A 13,649-nucleotide genomic window follows, 5' to 3' on the forward strand; every position below is an offset into this window, starting at 1 on the left:
TTTTGGAAATGTGTCAAATCGTTTGCACATCATGTGGATTAACAAATATATCCTAAAGTTTAATATTTCTCGTATTATCTCTTAAAATCGCTCTTTTTCATAGATTGTATTTTTATTCCATTTAACCAACTTTCATTATTTGGAGAATGGTTTGCACACTTTTTGCACAAAATGATCCGAATGCACACTTTGAAACGCCAGAATGATAATCGGTTGAAGCTGACACTTGGGCCCACATTATGAAACCGATCCTGCAAACATAAAAATCTGATAAATAAAAACGAGCTCACCAGCCGGCCGAACCGGCGGGATGAGCTCGTTTCATTTCACGTTGGCTTACTTGTTCAGCAGCGCTTTTACCTTGGCCACAACGTTTTCAGCGGTGAAGCCATACTCCTTCAACACTTTGCCTGCGGGAGCGGAAGCTCCAAAGGTATCGATGGTGAGAAGATCGCCTTCATCGCCTACATAGCGGTGCCAGCCCATGGATGAGGCCATCTCGATGCCGAGACGCGCCTTCACTTCCGGCAGAATGACGGAGTCGCGGTACTCTTTCGGCTGCTTGTTGAACAGTTCCCAGCTTGGCATGCTGACAACCCGCGCCTGAATGCCGTCTGCGGCCAGCAGCTTTTGCGCTTCCACTGCAAGGCCCACTTCCGAGCCTGTGGCGAGGAGCTGCACATCAGGCTTGCCATTCGTGGGATCGCTCAGGACATAGGCGCCGCGAGCAAGACCGTTTTGGGCAAGCTCAGCCGTTCCTTCCAGGTTAGGCAACGCTTGGCGGGTGAAAACCAACACAACCGGGCCGTTCTGGTTGGCTACAGCGTAACGCCAAGCTTGGCTGGTTTCATTGCCGTCAGCAGGGCGAAGCACCGTCAGGTTCGGGATGGCGCGCAGGCCGGCCAACTGCTCGATGGGCTCGTGGGTGGACCGTCCTCCCCGACAGCGATGCTATCATGAGTGAAGAGATAGATAGCCGGCAAACCCATGATGGCGCCCAGGCGGATCGCCGGTTTCATGTAATCCGAGAAGACGAAGAAGGTGCCGGAGAAGGCTTTGACGCCGCCATGCAGCATCATGCCGTTCACCGCTGCGCCCATGGCGAATTCGCGGATGCCGAAGAAAATGTTGCGGGCGCTGTAATCCGCCGGCGTAAGGCGGCCGGATGCTTTCATGCCGGTTTTCGTCGACGTTTCCAAGTCGGCGGAACCGCCCACCAGCATCGGGTAATTGTCAGCAATGGCATTCAGCGCTTTTTCCGATGAGGCGCGGGATGCGATGCCTTTATCCGCCGGAGAATATACAGGCAGGTCTTTGTCCCATCCTTCCGGCAGTTCGCTAGCGATGGCCAACTTCAACTGTTTGGCCAAATCCGGGTAAGATTTGCTGTACTCATCGAGAAGCTGGTTCCATTTGGCATCCAGCTCGATCCCGCGGTTTTTCACGGAAGCGAAGTGTTCCTTCACTTCAACCGGGATATAGAAATCTTCCGTTCCCGTCCATTTATAGAACTCTTTGACCAATTTGACCTCATCCGCGCCTAGAGGCGAACCGTGGGAGCCGGTTTCTCCTCCTTTTCCCCCTTTATTCGGGGAACCGTAACCGATGACCGTCTTCACTTCGATGAGGGAAGGCCGGTAGTCGGCGCGGGCAGCGGCGATGGCATTATGAATAGCGGTCAGATCGTTGCCATCTTCCACCCGCTCAACATGCCAGTTGTACCCTTCAAAGCGCTTTGCCACATCCTCCGAGAAGGTCATGTTCAAGTCGCCGTCCAACGAAATATTGTTGGAATCGTACAGGACGATTAATTTGCTCAGTTTCAGGTGGCCGGCTAAGGAAGCCGCTTCTCCGCTGACACCTTCCATCAGATCGCCGTCGCTGCAGATGACGTAAGTGTAGTGATCGACGACGTTAAAGCCATCCCGATTGTAAGTATCCGCCAGATGCTCTTCCGCTAAAGCCATTCCGACGGACATGGCAAAGCCTTGTCCCAGCGGTCCGGTGGTAGCATCGACGCCGGCTGTATGGCCGTATTCCGGATGCCCCGGGGTAAGGCTACCCCATTGGCGGAAATTTTGCAATTCATCGATGGAGAGATCATATCCCGTCAGATGCAGCAAGCTATACAGAAGCATGGAGCCGTGTCCGGCGGACAACACAAATCGGTCGCGGTTAAACCACTTCGGGTTGGCCGGGTTGTGGTTCATGAATTTGCTCCACAGCTCGTAAGCCATAGGGGCTGCGCCCATCGGCATTCCGGGATGCCCGGAATTGGCTTTCTCGATGGCATCGATAGCCAAGGTGCGAATCGTGTTGACAGATAAGCTGTCAATCAAAGAATTTGCAGCAGTCATGAATACTCCTCCAGTTCTATTTTGAATGTATAGTTCTTACCCCTATCCGTCATCGATGAACGCCTTGAGGATCGTAGGCGGTGCCTGTCTCTATTCGAATACCACTGTTTTGTTCTGATACACGATGATCCGGTCCTCCGCATGCCAGGAAACGGCACGGGCCAAAACCGTTCGTTCGATATGCCGGCCGATCCGTTTCAGCTCGTCCACGTTGTGGCGATGGCTGACCCGCTGCACGTCCTGCTCGATGATCGGGCCTCCGTCCAGTTCTTCCGTTACATAATGGGCGGTAGCGCCGATGATTTTCACGCCCCGATCATACGCTTGGGCATAGGGCTTTCCGCCGACGAATGCGGGCAGGAAGGAGTGGTGGATGTTGATCATGCGGTTTTGAAACTTTTTGATAAAAGCCGGCGGAATAATCTGCATGTAACGGGCGAGAACCACAACATCGGCATGATCTTCCACCAGTTCAAGATGCTTTACCTCCGCTTCCGCTTTCGTTTCAGGAGTGACCGGTATGTAGTGAAAAGGAATACCGAAAGACTCCACCATTTCTCTCATATTCTGGTGGTTGCTCACCACCATGGCAATGTCGACATCCAGGTCCCCCGCTTGCCACTGCCACAGTAGCTCCAAGAGACAGTGATCCTCCTTGGAGACAAATACCGCCAGCCGCTTTTTCCGATCCGCCCGGGTGATGCTCCACTGCATGTTCAGCTTCTCCGCCACCACTTCGCGGAAGTCCATGATCAACGGATCAAGGCGACGATCCAAATCGCTCAAGTCGAATTCGATGCGGATGAAGAACATCCCACCCTTGGGGTCCAACGTATATTGGTCCGACTGAACGATGTTGGCTCCATGCTCATGTAAAAAACGGGAAACGGCGGCGACGATCCCCGGCTGGTCCGGACAGGATATCAGCATCCGTGCGCGGTCGCGCAGCTGGCGCGGCGCTTGTTGGTTACTGGAAACGACAGGCTTCATAAAATCCCCCTACTAGTGTGTTGCTTTATTTGCACGCTATCCGTACGTTTTCTCCGAAAGCCGATTAAACCAAAGATAAGCCGTCTCGACCGGCAAAAAATCCGATCAGCCGCTGGTTGATCAGCAGTTCATTCATTTCCGGGAAAAGTCCCGCCTCCTGCACATGGTCGTACAAGCGCTCCATCGGCTCCCGCTTGTCCGCTTTTTTCGCCTTCGCATCCGTCCGCAGCAGCTCCCATGTATTCAGCACGTAATCTCTGCGGTCCAGTCCCTCGGAGTTGAAGAAATGCGTAAGCTTCGAGACATCCTCCAAATAATCGTTTCCGAAACGTTCGGCAGCGTCTCCCCGGAGAAGAGCGATTTCCGCTTCATACATCGGACTTTCACTAGCATCGGTTTTGCCGATCCAGGGTGTCTCCAAAATAAAGGGAAGATGCTTCAACTGCTCATGGCGGACAACATTCTGGATGGTCTTGAAGCCCAAATAGCCTGCGCCGATAGGAGCGTGGCGGTCTTTTGAGGCGCCTGTCGGGTTTTTGCTGTCATTTAGGTGAATCACAGCCAATCGGCCAAGACCGACAGTCCGGTCAAACTGCTCCAAAACGCCGTCCAAATCGTTGATAATGTCATATCCGGCATCGCTCACATGGCAAGTATCCAAACAAACGGTCAGACGGTCGTTATTTGTTACGTTGTCGATGATTTGCGCCAATTCCTCGAAGGTTCTTCCCATCTCGGAGCCTTTGCCAGCCATGGTTTCCAGAGCAATGTTTACATCCGTATCGCTGACGCCGGCCAGAACCGCGTTCAAGCCGTCGGCAATGCGCTTGATGCCGTATTCCGGATCTTTCTCGGTGAATGCCCCCGGATGAAGGACGATGTTGCGTACACCAAGAGCATGGGTACGGTGGATTTCTGACTGCAGGAAGTCGACGGCCAGCTCGTAGGTAAAATCTTTATAGGAACCGAGGTTGATAATATACGGCGCGTGAACGACAATATCCGCGAGGCCGTTTTTCTCCATGACCCCTTTGCCTTCCGCTATATAAAATTCGTCAATAGGCTTCCGTTTTGTATTCTGGGGAGCCCCCGTATAGAGCATAAACGTACTTGATCCGTAGGCCGCGGCCTCCTCGGCTGCGGTCAACAGCCCTTTTCCCGAACTGGAAACGTGGGAACCGATTCTTAGCATGCCTGTTCTCCTCGCTTTCTTTCGCTTTGGCCGCATCAGTGCGGCAACGGACTAACGTTTGTCCGACTCTTATAAAGTATCATACTCGTGCCCGTTTGTCTCTTCACGAGGATTTGCTCGAAAAGCGCAAGAGAATCCGCTATAATCTTATCAAGATAAGAATGATTGTTCCGAAAGGGGATTTTTCCATGAATGGCGGCTTCGCCTGGTTTCTCGTCTTTTGGGCTTGCGTATTGATCGGGTTTTTGGCCATTGGCGGCTTCTTTATGATGCGCAAATTTCTCAAGGTGCTACCGAAAGCCGATGGAAAATCAAAGCTTGACTGGCAAAACTATTATATCGAAGAGTCCCGGTCACTATGGACCGATGAATCCAAAAAGATGCTGGAGCAGCTGGTCTCCCCTGTTCCTTCGCCCTTTCGCGACATTGCCCGGAATACAATCGCGGCGCGGATCGCCCAACTTGCCCTGGACCGGAAGGCGGCGGAAATCACCGAAGCGCACTGCATCGAGGGGTACATACTAGCAACGCCTAAGCGGGATCACAAATTCCTCGTACAATTTTTGCAGGACAATCAGATCGATTTCAGCACCTACCGCCATCTTTTATCGAATTCATAAGCCACCCTATGCAAAAGACCGCGCCCGCCAGTAACGGCAAAGGAGCGGTCATCTTTTTTTCCAATTTCATATTGTGGGGATCACGCGGATCTCGTTGTTCAGCTGCGGCAGCGCCAGATAACTACGGTTAAAGGTGAAAATCCGCTGAATCCGATAGGTCAGCATGACGACGGCGGTAACCCCTTCTCCCAAAGAAAATTGCAGCTGCGGGCATTGCATCAGCAGGCTTCTCGCCTCTTGCTCCAGCTTTTCGTTCCCGGAGATCAGAGAAAGCTTGCCGGAAACCAGTGCCTTCTCAATCGTATTTAGAAAATATTCCGCATGAGCATATCCGTACCGATCCCTCAACCATTCGTGGGCATCGAAAACAACATAGCTTGTAGATACAAAATCCCGATCCAGATCATCAAGATCAAGAAAAAAGGAGCGCGCCCGTGGGTAGTGCTCGCTCTCGGGGTTCATCAGCGCCTTCAGTGCCGTATCATCCAAGAAAACCGCGTTTTCGTAATTCTGGTTAGCCACAAGGGTTTCCTCCTCTTTGCCTTTACGATCGACTTGCTATAAAGTTGACAGCTTACATATAAGCTGAACAAAAGAATGTAATCGTCAAGCGGCGGAACTGCGGTACATTTAAACCTCTGGCCGCTGTAGTTTTCGGATTTCCTTATTAGAATAACTTTTTAGAGGTAGAAATCCGAAAACAAAGGCGGACGCTATCGCTCCTACGGTTCAAATGTCCTCCGTTCCCCCTTCGACCGTTACTTATTAAATGGTTCAGCTTATATCATTTGGGTCAGCCCATCCAATGCCAACAGAGGGTTGCGTTCCTTGCGCTCCTCTGGAATGGGGGCCAGCTTATCGCTCGTTCTCGCCGTTATGTATTGACGTACCGCTTCATCTACAAGTGTCTTTACGTCCGTGTTTTTCCGCTCCGCCCATGTCATAAGTAGCGCAAAATCCCGCTCCTCCAATTCAATCTTCCTATCGGGCTCCTCATCTTCCCGGGGGCCGATAAGCTGGTTGGCGGAATGTTTCAGCTTGTCCATGTAATCTCTGAATTTTTCCATCGGCTCTCCATCCTCATTCCGTTAGCAAATTGCGGCAAATTGCGGATTTGCCTTTTTATACCTTACACCACCTCTCCATGTGATGAAACAGGTATATATTTCCATACAAGTGGTCAGGCTTGGAAATCTATACCTCTCTATAACTCCCTACGGCTGCCCATTTTAGCAACTGGCGGTTCACCAACACGGCCAGCTTTTCGCTCCCTACAGTAAGAATCAGAACCGGCTTAGGCGAAAAGCGGGACTCAATGAGCCGAAGGTCGCGCCATCTTATAGGCTCTTCTCCTTGGTTCTCCTCACGGACTTCCAGCAAAACCAGTTCGATCCTGCCGCTTACCAGATAGCGCCGACTGACGTCAGTCGGCTGGACGTGAAACCACTGCAAATATTTAATATCCATTACGCGAAAAAGATGGCGGGCACCTTCCTGATCTGCCAGCCAGATCCGATCCAAGCCGACGGTCTCCGCATTGATGAGCCGCCCCGCTTCCTGCAGCGCCTGGTTTTTACCGGCCGCATTCAGTTGAAGGGTGATAAACAGCTCCAAGCGAGCGGATTCCCCGGATATAAACTGCATCTGTCATTTCTCTCCTTTATTTAGCGGAATGAAGTCTATAATCATATGCTTCATTCGGAGAAAAAATGATAAAGGGAAAGAAGATAAAAAAACCGGCGCAGATGGCTCTGCAACCGGGTAAATGAAGGCAATTTATAATTTGGTTCCGAGCACGTGATCTAAAGGAACACTGCCGATGGAGCGGCTGTCCCGGCTGTGGTTGCGGTTATCTCCCATAACGAACAGGTACCCTTTTGGAACCGTCACGATTTGGTCGGGAACGTTCAACATATTTTCTTTAATGTAGGGCTCTTTCAATGCGACACCGTTGCGGTAGACCTCTCCGTTCTTGATCTCCATGACATCCCCGCCTTTGCCGATCACCCGTTTCACCCATATATTCTTGTCCTTGTTTCTGGCAAACAAGCGAAACAAGGGGAATTCCACCAAATCATCTTTAATCGTACGATGCCGGTCCACCCGGCTGTCTATGATGACGATATCGCCATAGTCCGGCTTCGTTTGCAGGAGATGCCCCCACTTGGCGACATAGATGCGGTTATTATTCTGCAAAGTGGGCTCCATCGAGTGCCCTTCTACTCTAGTAGGCTGAATAATAAAGATGCTGACCAACAGACTGACAACCAGCGCTACAGTAATGGAGCCTCCCCAATTCCATAACGCCCTAATCCATTTGCTTTTCATGCCAACGTCCTCCCGCAGCAGGGTCTCCATCAACTATAGCACATCCATCCAAAAATTCCTTCAACTTCTTCAGCCGGACAATAGATCCGGCTCGCCTTCCTCTTTATAGCGTTCCCGGTAAGATAAGGTCTTGACCCGGATATGAAAGGTAAAGATGGCACCTTGCTCCTGCGCCGCCTCGGCGCGAATTTGACCGCCCATCAATTCCACCAGCTTCTTGCTGATGGCAAGCCCCAGTCCCGTCCCCCCATAGCGGCGGGATATACTAGAATCCGCCTGAGTAAAGGGCTGAAACAAGGAAGCGATCTTATCCGGATCGATACCGATCCCCGTATCCCTCACGACAAATTCGATTTCGAGATAGTCTCCCGCCACTTTCCGCTGATAAACATGAACATAGACGCCGCCAGTTTCCGTAAATTTCACCGCGTTGCCGACTACATTAACCAGCACCTGGCGCAGCCGGGTAACATCGCCGACCATGATCACAGGCAGCCCGGGATCGATGGCATATTCCATTTCCAGATTGCGTTCACTGGCAATAACACTATATAAGGAGAATGTGTCCTCCAAACATTGACGAAGGTTAAACGCTTCCTCGATCAGTTCAATCATGCCTGATTCCGCTTTAGAGAAATCCAAAAGATCGTTTAATACCGCCATCAGCACATGGCCGCTGCGATGCATCACATCCACGTATTCGCCCTGCTCCTCATCCAGTTCCGTATCCATGAGCAATCCGGCCATGGCGAGCATCCCATTCATCGGCGTACGGATTTCATGGCTCATCATCGCCAGAAATTCGCTTTTGGCTTGAACCGCCCGTTCCGCCGCTTCTTTTGCCTTGACCAGCTCAATCTCCGCTTTCTTACGTTCGGTTATATCTTTGCAAATGGTATAAATCTCGGTCACGCCCCCCTCTATCGAAAGGGGAACCATCGTTGTGCTAAGGGTCAGCATGCGACCGCCGCGGCTGCGCATGGAGAGCTCCAGCGTTTGGGGCATGCCATTCGCCGCCTTCTTGAAGGCGGACATAACTTTGCGGGCATCCTTTTGACTGAGAAAGTGTTGAAATGGACGGTTCAGATATTGCATAGCCGACAAGCCCGTCAACCGTTCCGCAGCGGGATTAGCCCGCAACAGTCTACCTTCCGCATCAAAGAGGCATACCATATCCGGGTTGTTGTCGAACAAGGAATGAAAACGAAGTTCATGATACTTGGAGCGGCCTGCCGCCCCCCGATGCTCCAGATAAAAAACGGCGGCCAACGCCAGAAAGATAAGTACAACGGATGAAGCGGAGAGTAATGCGGCCTCCAGGCCGATTCCACGCCAATTATCGTGGCTTAAGCCATCTAACCAATAGGCCGCCGCCAAGGAATGCATACCGGAAACAACACAGCCAATAAGTACAGATATTCCCACTCGAATAGGAATCGCCGGTTTATGTACAACGGTTTGCAGTTGGCTAAACAGAGACAAAGCTGCGCAAGCTAAAACAAAGGCAATAATAAAGGAAAAAACTGCTGATATCACCGGATAGCTTTTTTCAGGTGAAACCGCTATCGCTCCGGCAACGTGCATAGACGTGAGTCCAAGACTCAGAGCCGCAGAACCACTGGGCAACCAAACCATTTTGACCTTACTCTGCAATAGCGGCATCCGGTAGATGATGTCCAAAGTCGTGTAACAGGTAAGAATCGCGATGACGACGGATAGAGTGACCAGATAAGGGCTTGAAGAGCCTTCCATCACATTCCCCGCTTCCATGATGTATCGGTTTACTCTTTATTATAAGAAAAAGCCCATAAGAAAACTACACCTTATGGGTACCTTTCCTTATTTTACTTGGAAAAACGAGCGTTATTTCCCGCTGCCTGTCTGCTGCCGTTCGTCCCTGTATGCGATCCGATGTGCGTCCCTGCAACGTCAGCAGTCGTTAAGGCCTCCTTGGCGATTTTCACAAGCTCGCGCACCATCGCTCCTCCGATAGGGCCTCCCACTTTCCCTGCATCCTCCGCCGTTAAACGGCCGTTGTAGCCGGATTTCAGGGGGATTCCCCGGTCCATAGCTACCGCGTGCTTCACATTTTCCGGTCTGCTACCGTCGACTTTGTAGCCTTCCTCCCTCATCACCCGAACCTTCAATTCGTCCATTGCCTTTTCCGCTCCCGGAACGACATATTTTCTGCGGCTCCGTCTGGACATCCCGCTGACCTCCCTCGTGTTTTTCATTACTTTTTGCTAAGGAGGATGACGTTATCCGCTTAAATTTCACCAATTCCTGCACAAAAAAAGAAGCCCAGGTTATTCGCCTCGGACTTCTTTGTCTTTACCTTTTTTGGTAGCTTCCCGGATTAGTTGAACGGGGTATCTGCTACTTTGATGCATTCCGTTGGGCAGCTTTCTGCTGCTTCTGCAAGGTATTCTTCCAGATCCTCCGGAATTGCTTTAACGCCTTGGTTGCCGTCGCCTTCGAAGATATTCTCAGCCAGGCCTTCTCCGTCGTATTCAAAGATTTCAGGCGCAGACGAGCCGCAGGAGCCGCAAGCGATGCATTCTCCTTTATCAACTACTGAGTATTTTGCCATTTCTGTCCCTCCTCCCGGGAAGTAATATCCACAATTCACAAGTTAACGCATCCCAGGGAATTTGTCCGTGACGATTTTAACAGGCAGAGATGTTTTTTCCTGTTATGAAAGCCCTTTAAACGGCAGCCATAAACAGATTCATATCAGTCTCCACATCGGTAATGCCGGCGATTCCGAAGGTTTCCACCAGTACTTTGGCCACACCCGGCGACAGGAAAGCGGGAAGCGTCGGTCCCAGGTGAATGTTTTTCACACCCAGATAGAGCAAGGCAAGCAGAACGATAACCGCTTTTTGTTCATACCAAGCGATATTGTAGGAGATCGGCAGCTCATTGACATCGGCCAATCCGAAAACTTCCTTCAGCTTAAGAGCGATAACAGCCAGCGAGTAGGAATCATTGCATTGACCGGCGTCCAATACCCGAGGAATACCGCCGATGGCGCCCAGATCCAGTTTATTATATTTGTATTTCGCACAGCCTGCCGTCAAAATAACCGTATCCTGCGGGAGCTGCTCGGCAAACTCGGTGTAATAGTTGCGGCTCTTCATCCGACCGTCGCAGCCTGCCATGACGAAGAAGCGCTTGATGGCTCCGGTTTTCACAGCGTCGACAACCTGATCAGCCACGCTCATAACGGTTTCGTGGGCGAAGCCGCCGACGATTTCACCGGTTTCGATTTCTACCGGAGGCTGACATTGTTTGGCTTGAGCGATAATCGCCGAAAAATCCTTCGTTCCGCCTTCAGCCCGATCCGGAATATGGGCAACGCCGGGATAACCTGCGCTTCCGGTGGTGTAAATGCGGTCCTTGTAGGAATCCTTCGGAGGCACGATGCAGTTGGTGGTCATCAGAATTGGACCGTTGAAGCTGGCAAACTCCTCATCCTGCTTCCACCAGGCGTTTCCGTAGTTGCCAACGAAGTGATCGTATTTTTTGAAAGCCGGGTAGTAATGGGCTGGGAGCATTTCGCTGTGGGTGTATACGTCCACGCCGGTGCCTTCCGTTTGCTTGAGCAGATCTTCCATATCCTTGAGATCGTGACCGCTAATCAGAATACCCGGACGGGTGCCGACGCCGATGTTGACCTTTGTAATTTCCGGATGTCCGTATGCCGCGGTGTTGGCTTCATCCAAAAGCGCCATAACGTCGACGCCGTACTTGCCGCATTCCATGACGAGGGCGATCAGTTCGTTGGCACCCAGGCTGTCGTCTAAGGTGGAGACGAGGGCCTTTTCGATAAAGGCTTGGATTTCCTCGCTTTTGTGTCCCAGATTATCGGCGTGCTCGGCATAGGCGGCCATCCCTTTCAAGCCGTAAACGAGCAATTCACGCAGGGAGCGGATATCTTCGTTTTCGGTACTCAAAACGCCAACGGTGCCCGCTTTCTCTTCCAGTTCCGCGTCTGTTACTCCGGTCCACACCGCCGCATCGTGACTTCCCATGGCGGCGATGATGCCCGCGTCGCTCAATTCCTGATGCAGGGCGTCTCGGTAGGCCAAACCTTCCCGCACCTTGCGCAGAATGGCCTCTTTGCCGAAGTTGGCATTGGTGATGGTGGCAAAAAGACCTTCAATGACAAACCGGTTGAGCTTGACGGACAACCGATCGTGTTTTCTCGCCGCAGCAGCAAAAATCGAGATGCCCTTCAAGGTGTAAATCAGCAGGTCTTGCAAATTCGCGACGTCGTCAGTCTTGCCGCATACTCCTTGAATAGTACAACCGGTACCTTTCGCTGCTTCTTGGCATTGGTAACAAAACATGTTCATGGGTTAATCCCTCCGGTTATTATTTTTAGCGGGTTTCCAGCGTTCCATCGATTCCGATGATCGCTTCCCGGTAAGGCACAATGGTTTGAGCATTCAGCATGGCGCGCTTAACGGCCTGCACGATTCCGCCGCAGCAAGGAACAGACATGCGGGCAACGGTCACGCTGCGGATGTTATGCTGCCGGAAGATGGTTGTCAGCTTCTCCGTATAAAACTCCACATCATCCAGCTTCGGACATCCGATCAAGGTGATCCGTCCGCGGATGAAATCCTTGTGGAAATCCGCATACGCAAAGGACGTACAATCCGCTGCGATGAGTAGGTCGGCATCATCGAAATACGGATTGGCAGGATTGACCAAATGAATCTGGATCGGCCATTGATTCAGCTCCGACGGACGCGGTGCGGCATGCCTTGCTTCAGGCGCCGGGTTATGGACGGGTGCGGCACTGGCAAATGCAGGCTGGGACGGCGCTTCGTCGCGGCGGATCCGTTGGGCCATGCTGCCCGGGCAGCCTCCGCCGGCATGAGCATGACCCGGATGATGGGCATGGGTGTGCCCCATGTGAGGCGCGTGAGCACTGCTTGAACTGTGCCCGTTAGCCGTGTTCCGAGCCGCCATCCGCGCTTGCACCGCCTCATCGTCATAATCCTCGGCTTCCCGCTCAATGATTTCGATGGCACCGGTGGGGCAGCCCTTCAGGCAGTCGCCCAAGCCGTCACAGTAGATGTCGCTGACCAACTTGGCAATGCCATCTACTAGTTCGATGGCTCCTTCATGGCAGGCATCGACGCAAACGCCGCAACCGTTGCATAATTCCTCGTGAATGGTGATGATTTTCCGTTTCATACTCGCGGACAGCTCCCTCTCAAACTCCATAGAAAGTTCATATTTTCACAACATGAGGCTTGATTCCGCCGCCTTACACGCCGCGCGAACCATTAACAGCATTAGCCGATCTTGCTTCCTCGTTAGGAGTATACTAGACTTATTCTAAATAAGCGGTAACGGATGTTACCATTGAATTTGAACATTTGGAGGCAGCATATGGGCGAGGATTGGAGCGCGCTGCAAAAATGCTTATTTTTTCAGGAGAAGTCAGCGGAGGAAATCGCCGCCCTCATGGGAACGATTCAAACCCGCACACGGAAGTGCACCAGAGGGGAAGTCATCGTGACGGAAGGCGAGCCTGCTTTGCATCTGGGGATTGTACTCTCCGGACAAGTGGAAGTGCAAAAAATTCACCCGACTGGCAATAACATCACCATCACGCGTATGGCCGCAGGGCATACCTTCGGGGAAGCGGTGCTTTTTAGCCGAGGTAAGATTTATCCCGCTACCGTCGTCGCTTCGGAAGCCTCTCGGGTCCTGCTCATCGGAAAAGCCGAGCTGCTGGAGCTCTTTGCCGCCGATACGGACATTCTGTCACGCTTTATGGAAAACTTGTCCGAACGGCTTGTCCTGTTGAACCGTAAAATCGAAATCCTCTCACTCGGTTCCTTGCGCCGCCGGATTGCTTCCTATCTATTAAAAGAAACGGCACAACGCCACAGCGACCGCTTTACTCTTCCGTTTACCAAAAAGGTTTGGGCCGAGCATCTCAACACCACCCGCCCCTCTCTATCCAGGGAGATCGGCTATATGCAGGAGCAGGGTTGGATTTCCTTTAGCGGGAATACGTTTATCATCTGCGACCGGGATATGTTGGAAAGCCAACTGCGATAAAACTCGGCTGGGGCCACAAAAAGAGAACATCTGCAATCACGCTGGAGAGTAGTAAATCGAATGAGGTGGTCGACTGCG

Annotated in this window: 13 protein-coding genes and 1 pseudogene; 2 read left to right on the plus strand and 12 right to left on the minus strand. The window is 51.8% G+C overall.

Annotation, left to right across the window (positions count from 1 at the left end; genetic code table 11):
- Positions 1-336: 336 nt before the first annotated feature.
- From tkt to TJ79_RS11620, 3 genes and pseudogenes are all read right to left on the minus strand, one after another.
- Positions 337-2,357: pseudogene (gene tkt / locus TJ79_RS11610) on the minus strand (transketolase).
- 90 nt (positions 2,358-2,447) lie between these two features.
- Positions 2,448-3,347: a formyltetrahydrofolate deformylase gene (gene purU, locus TJ79_RS11615; RefSeq protein WP_040950474.1), complete on the minus strand. Its 900-nt coding sequence runs from the start codon at positions 3,345-3,347 to the stop codon at positions 2,448-2,450.
- A 64-nt stretch (positions 3,348-3,411) separates the two neighbouring features.
- Complete coding sequence (locus TJ79_RS11620) at positions 3,412-4,539, minus strand: deoxyribonuclease IV (RefSeq protein ID WP_040950475.1); 1,128 nt, start codon at positions 4,537-4,539, stop codon at positions 3,412-3,414.
- Between the two features lie 161 nt (positions 4,540-4,700).
- Between TJ79_RS11620 and TJ79_RS11625 the strand changes: the two genes are divergently transcribed.
- Positions 4,701-5,159: a DUF2621 family protein gene (locus TJ79_RS11625; RefSeq protein ID WP_238322976.1), complete on the plus strand. Its 459-nt coding sequence runs from the start codon at positions 4,701-4,703 to the stop codon at positions 5,157-5,159.
- A 66-nt stretch (positions 5,160-5,225) separates the two neighbouring features.
- Here the strand turns inward: TJ79_RS11625 and TJ79_RS11630 are convergent, their stop codons facing one another.
- The 9 genes from TJ79_RS11630 to TJ79_RS11670 form a co-directional block, all read right to left on the minus strand.
- Entirely contained in the window at positions 5,226-5,681 is a 456-nt protein-coding gene (locus TJ79_RS11630) for a hypothetical protein (protein ID WP_040950477.1), read from the minus strand.
- Positions 5,682-5,938: 257 nt separating this feature from the next.
- Positions 5,939-6,226: a hypothetical protein gene (locus TJ79_RS11635; RefSeq protein WP_040950478.1), complete on the minus strand. Its 288-nt coding sequence runs from the start codon at positions 6,224-6,226 to the stop codon at positions 5,939-5,941.
- A 127-nt stretch (positions 6,227-6,353) separates the two neighbouring features.
- A complete protein-coding gene (locus tag TJ79_RS11640; RefSeq protein ID WP_040950479.1) occupies positions 6,354-6,803 on the minus strand; it encodes a hypothetical protein in 450 nt (149 codons plus the stop codon).
- Between the two features lie 132 nt (positions 6,804-6,935).
- Positions 6,936-7,487 carry a signal peptidase I gene (gene lepB / locus TJ79_RS11645; protein WP_040950494.1) on the minus strand — a complete coding sequence of 184 codons (552 nt, stop codon included), beginning with the start codon at positions 7,485-7,487 and terminating at the stop codon, positions 6,936-6,938.
- 69 nt (positions 7,488-7,556) lie between these two features.
- Complete coding sequence (locus TJ79_RS25970) at positions 7,557-9,257, minus strand: ATP-binding protein (RefSeq protein ID WP_052339511.1); 1,701 nt, start codon at positions 9,255-9,257, stop codon at positions 7,557-7,559.
- 74 nt (positions 9,258-9,331) lie between these two features.
- Positions 9,332-9,694, minus strand: a complete 363-nt coding sequence (locus TJ79_RS11655) for a small, acid-soluble spore protein, alpha/beta type (RefSeq protein ID WP_081756862.1) — start codon at positions 9,692-9,694, stop codon at positions 9,332-9,334.
- Positions 9,695-9,843: 149 nt separating this feature from the next.
- On the minus strand, positions 9,844-10,077 hold the full coding sequence (locus tag TJ79_RS11660) for a ferredoxin (RefSeq protein WP_040950480.1): 234 nt from the start codon (positions 10,075-10,077) through the stop codon (positions 9,844-9,846).
- Positions 10,078-10,192: 115 nt separating this feature from the next.
- A complete protein-coding gene (gene hcp, locus TJ79_RS11665) occupies positions 10,193-11,845 on the minus strand; it encodes a hydroxylamine reductase (protein WP_040950481.1) in 1,653 nt (550 codons plus the stop codon).
- Positions 11,846-11,870: 25 nt separating this feature from the next.
- A complete protein-coding gene (locus TJ79_RS11670) occupies positions 11,871-12,695 on the minus strand; it encodes an ATP-binding protein (protein WP_040950482.1) in 825 nt (274 codons plus the stop codon).
- 198 nt (positions 12,696-12,893) lie between these two features.
- Between TJ79_RS11670 and TJ79_RS11675 the strand changes: the two genes are divergently transcribed.
- Positions 12,894-13,571 (plus strand): Crp/Fnr family transcriptional regulator, encoded by a 678-nt coding sequence (locus TJ79_RS11675; protein WP_040950483.1) that lies wholly within the window; start codon positions 12,894-12,896, stop codon positions 13,569-13,571.
- The last annotated feature ends 78 nt before the right edge of the window (positions 13,572-13,649 follow it).

The sequence above is a fragment of the Gorillibacterium massiliense genome (assembly GCF_000455485.1).
Classification (GTDB): domain Bacteria; phylum Bacillota; class Bacilli; order Paenibacillales; family NBRC-103111; genus Gorillibacterium; species Gorillibacterium massiliense.

Excerpts from the sequence above, each read along its gene's own strand:
- purU (WP_040950474.1), bottom strand. The coding sequence starts at position 3,347 with ATGAAGCCTGTCGTTTCCAGTAACCAACAAGCGCCGCGCCAGCTGCGC.
- TJ79_RS11620 (WP_040950475.1), bottom strand. The coding sequence starts at position 4,539 with ATGCTAAGAATCGGTTCCCACGTTTCCAGTTCGGGAAAAGGGCTGTTG.
- TJ79_RS11625 (WP_238322976.1), top strand. The coding sequence starts at position 4,701 with ATGATTGTTCCGAAAGGGGATTTTTCCATGAATGGCGGCTTCGCCTGG.
- TJ79_RS11635 (WP_040950478.1), bottom strand. The coding sequence starts at position 6,226 with ATGGAAAAATTCAGAGATTACATGGACAAGCTGAAACATTCCGCCAAC.
- TJ79_RS11640 (WP_040950479.1), bottom strand. The coding sequence starts at position 6,803 with ATGCAGTTTATATCCGGGGAATCCGCTCGCTTGGAGCTGTTTATCACC.
- lepB (WP_040950494.1), bottom strand. The coding sequence starts at position 7,487 with ATGAAAAGCAAATGGATTAGGGCGTTATGGAATTGGGGAGGCTCCATT.
- TJ79_RS25970 (WP_052339511.1), bottom strand. The coding sequence starts at position 9,257 with ATGGAAGCGGGGAATGTGATGGAAGGCTCTTCAAGCCCTTATCTGGTC.
- TJ79_RS11655 (WP_081756862.1), bottom strand. The coding sequence starts at position 9,694 with ATGTCCAGACGGAGCCGCAGAAAATATGTCGTTCCGGGAGCGGAAAAG.
- TJ79_RS11660 (WP_040950480.1), bottom strand. The coding sequence starts at position 10,077 with ATGGCAAAATACTCAGTAGTTGATAAAGGAGAATGCATCGCTTGCGGC.
- hcp (WP_040950481.1), bottom strand. The coding sequence starts at position 11,845 with ATGAACATGTTTTGTTACCAATGCCAAGAAGCAGCGAAAGGTACCGGT.
- TJ79_RS11670 (WP_040950482.1), bottom strand. The coding sequence starts at position 12,695 with ATGAAACGGAAAATCATCACCATTCACGAGGAATTATGCAACGGTTGC.
- TJ79_RS11675 (WP_040950483.1), top strand. The coding sequence starts at position 12,894 with ATGGGCGAGGATTGGAGCGCGCTGCAAAAATGCTTATTTTTTCAGGAG.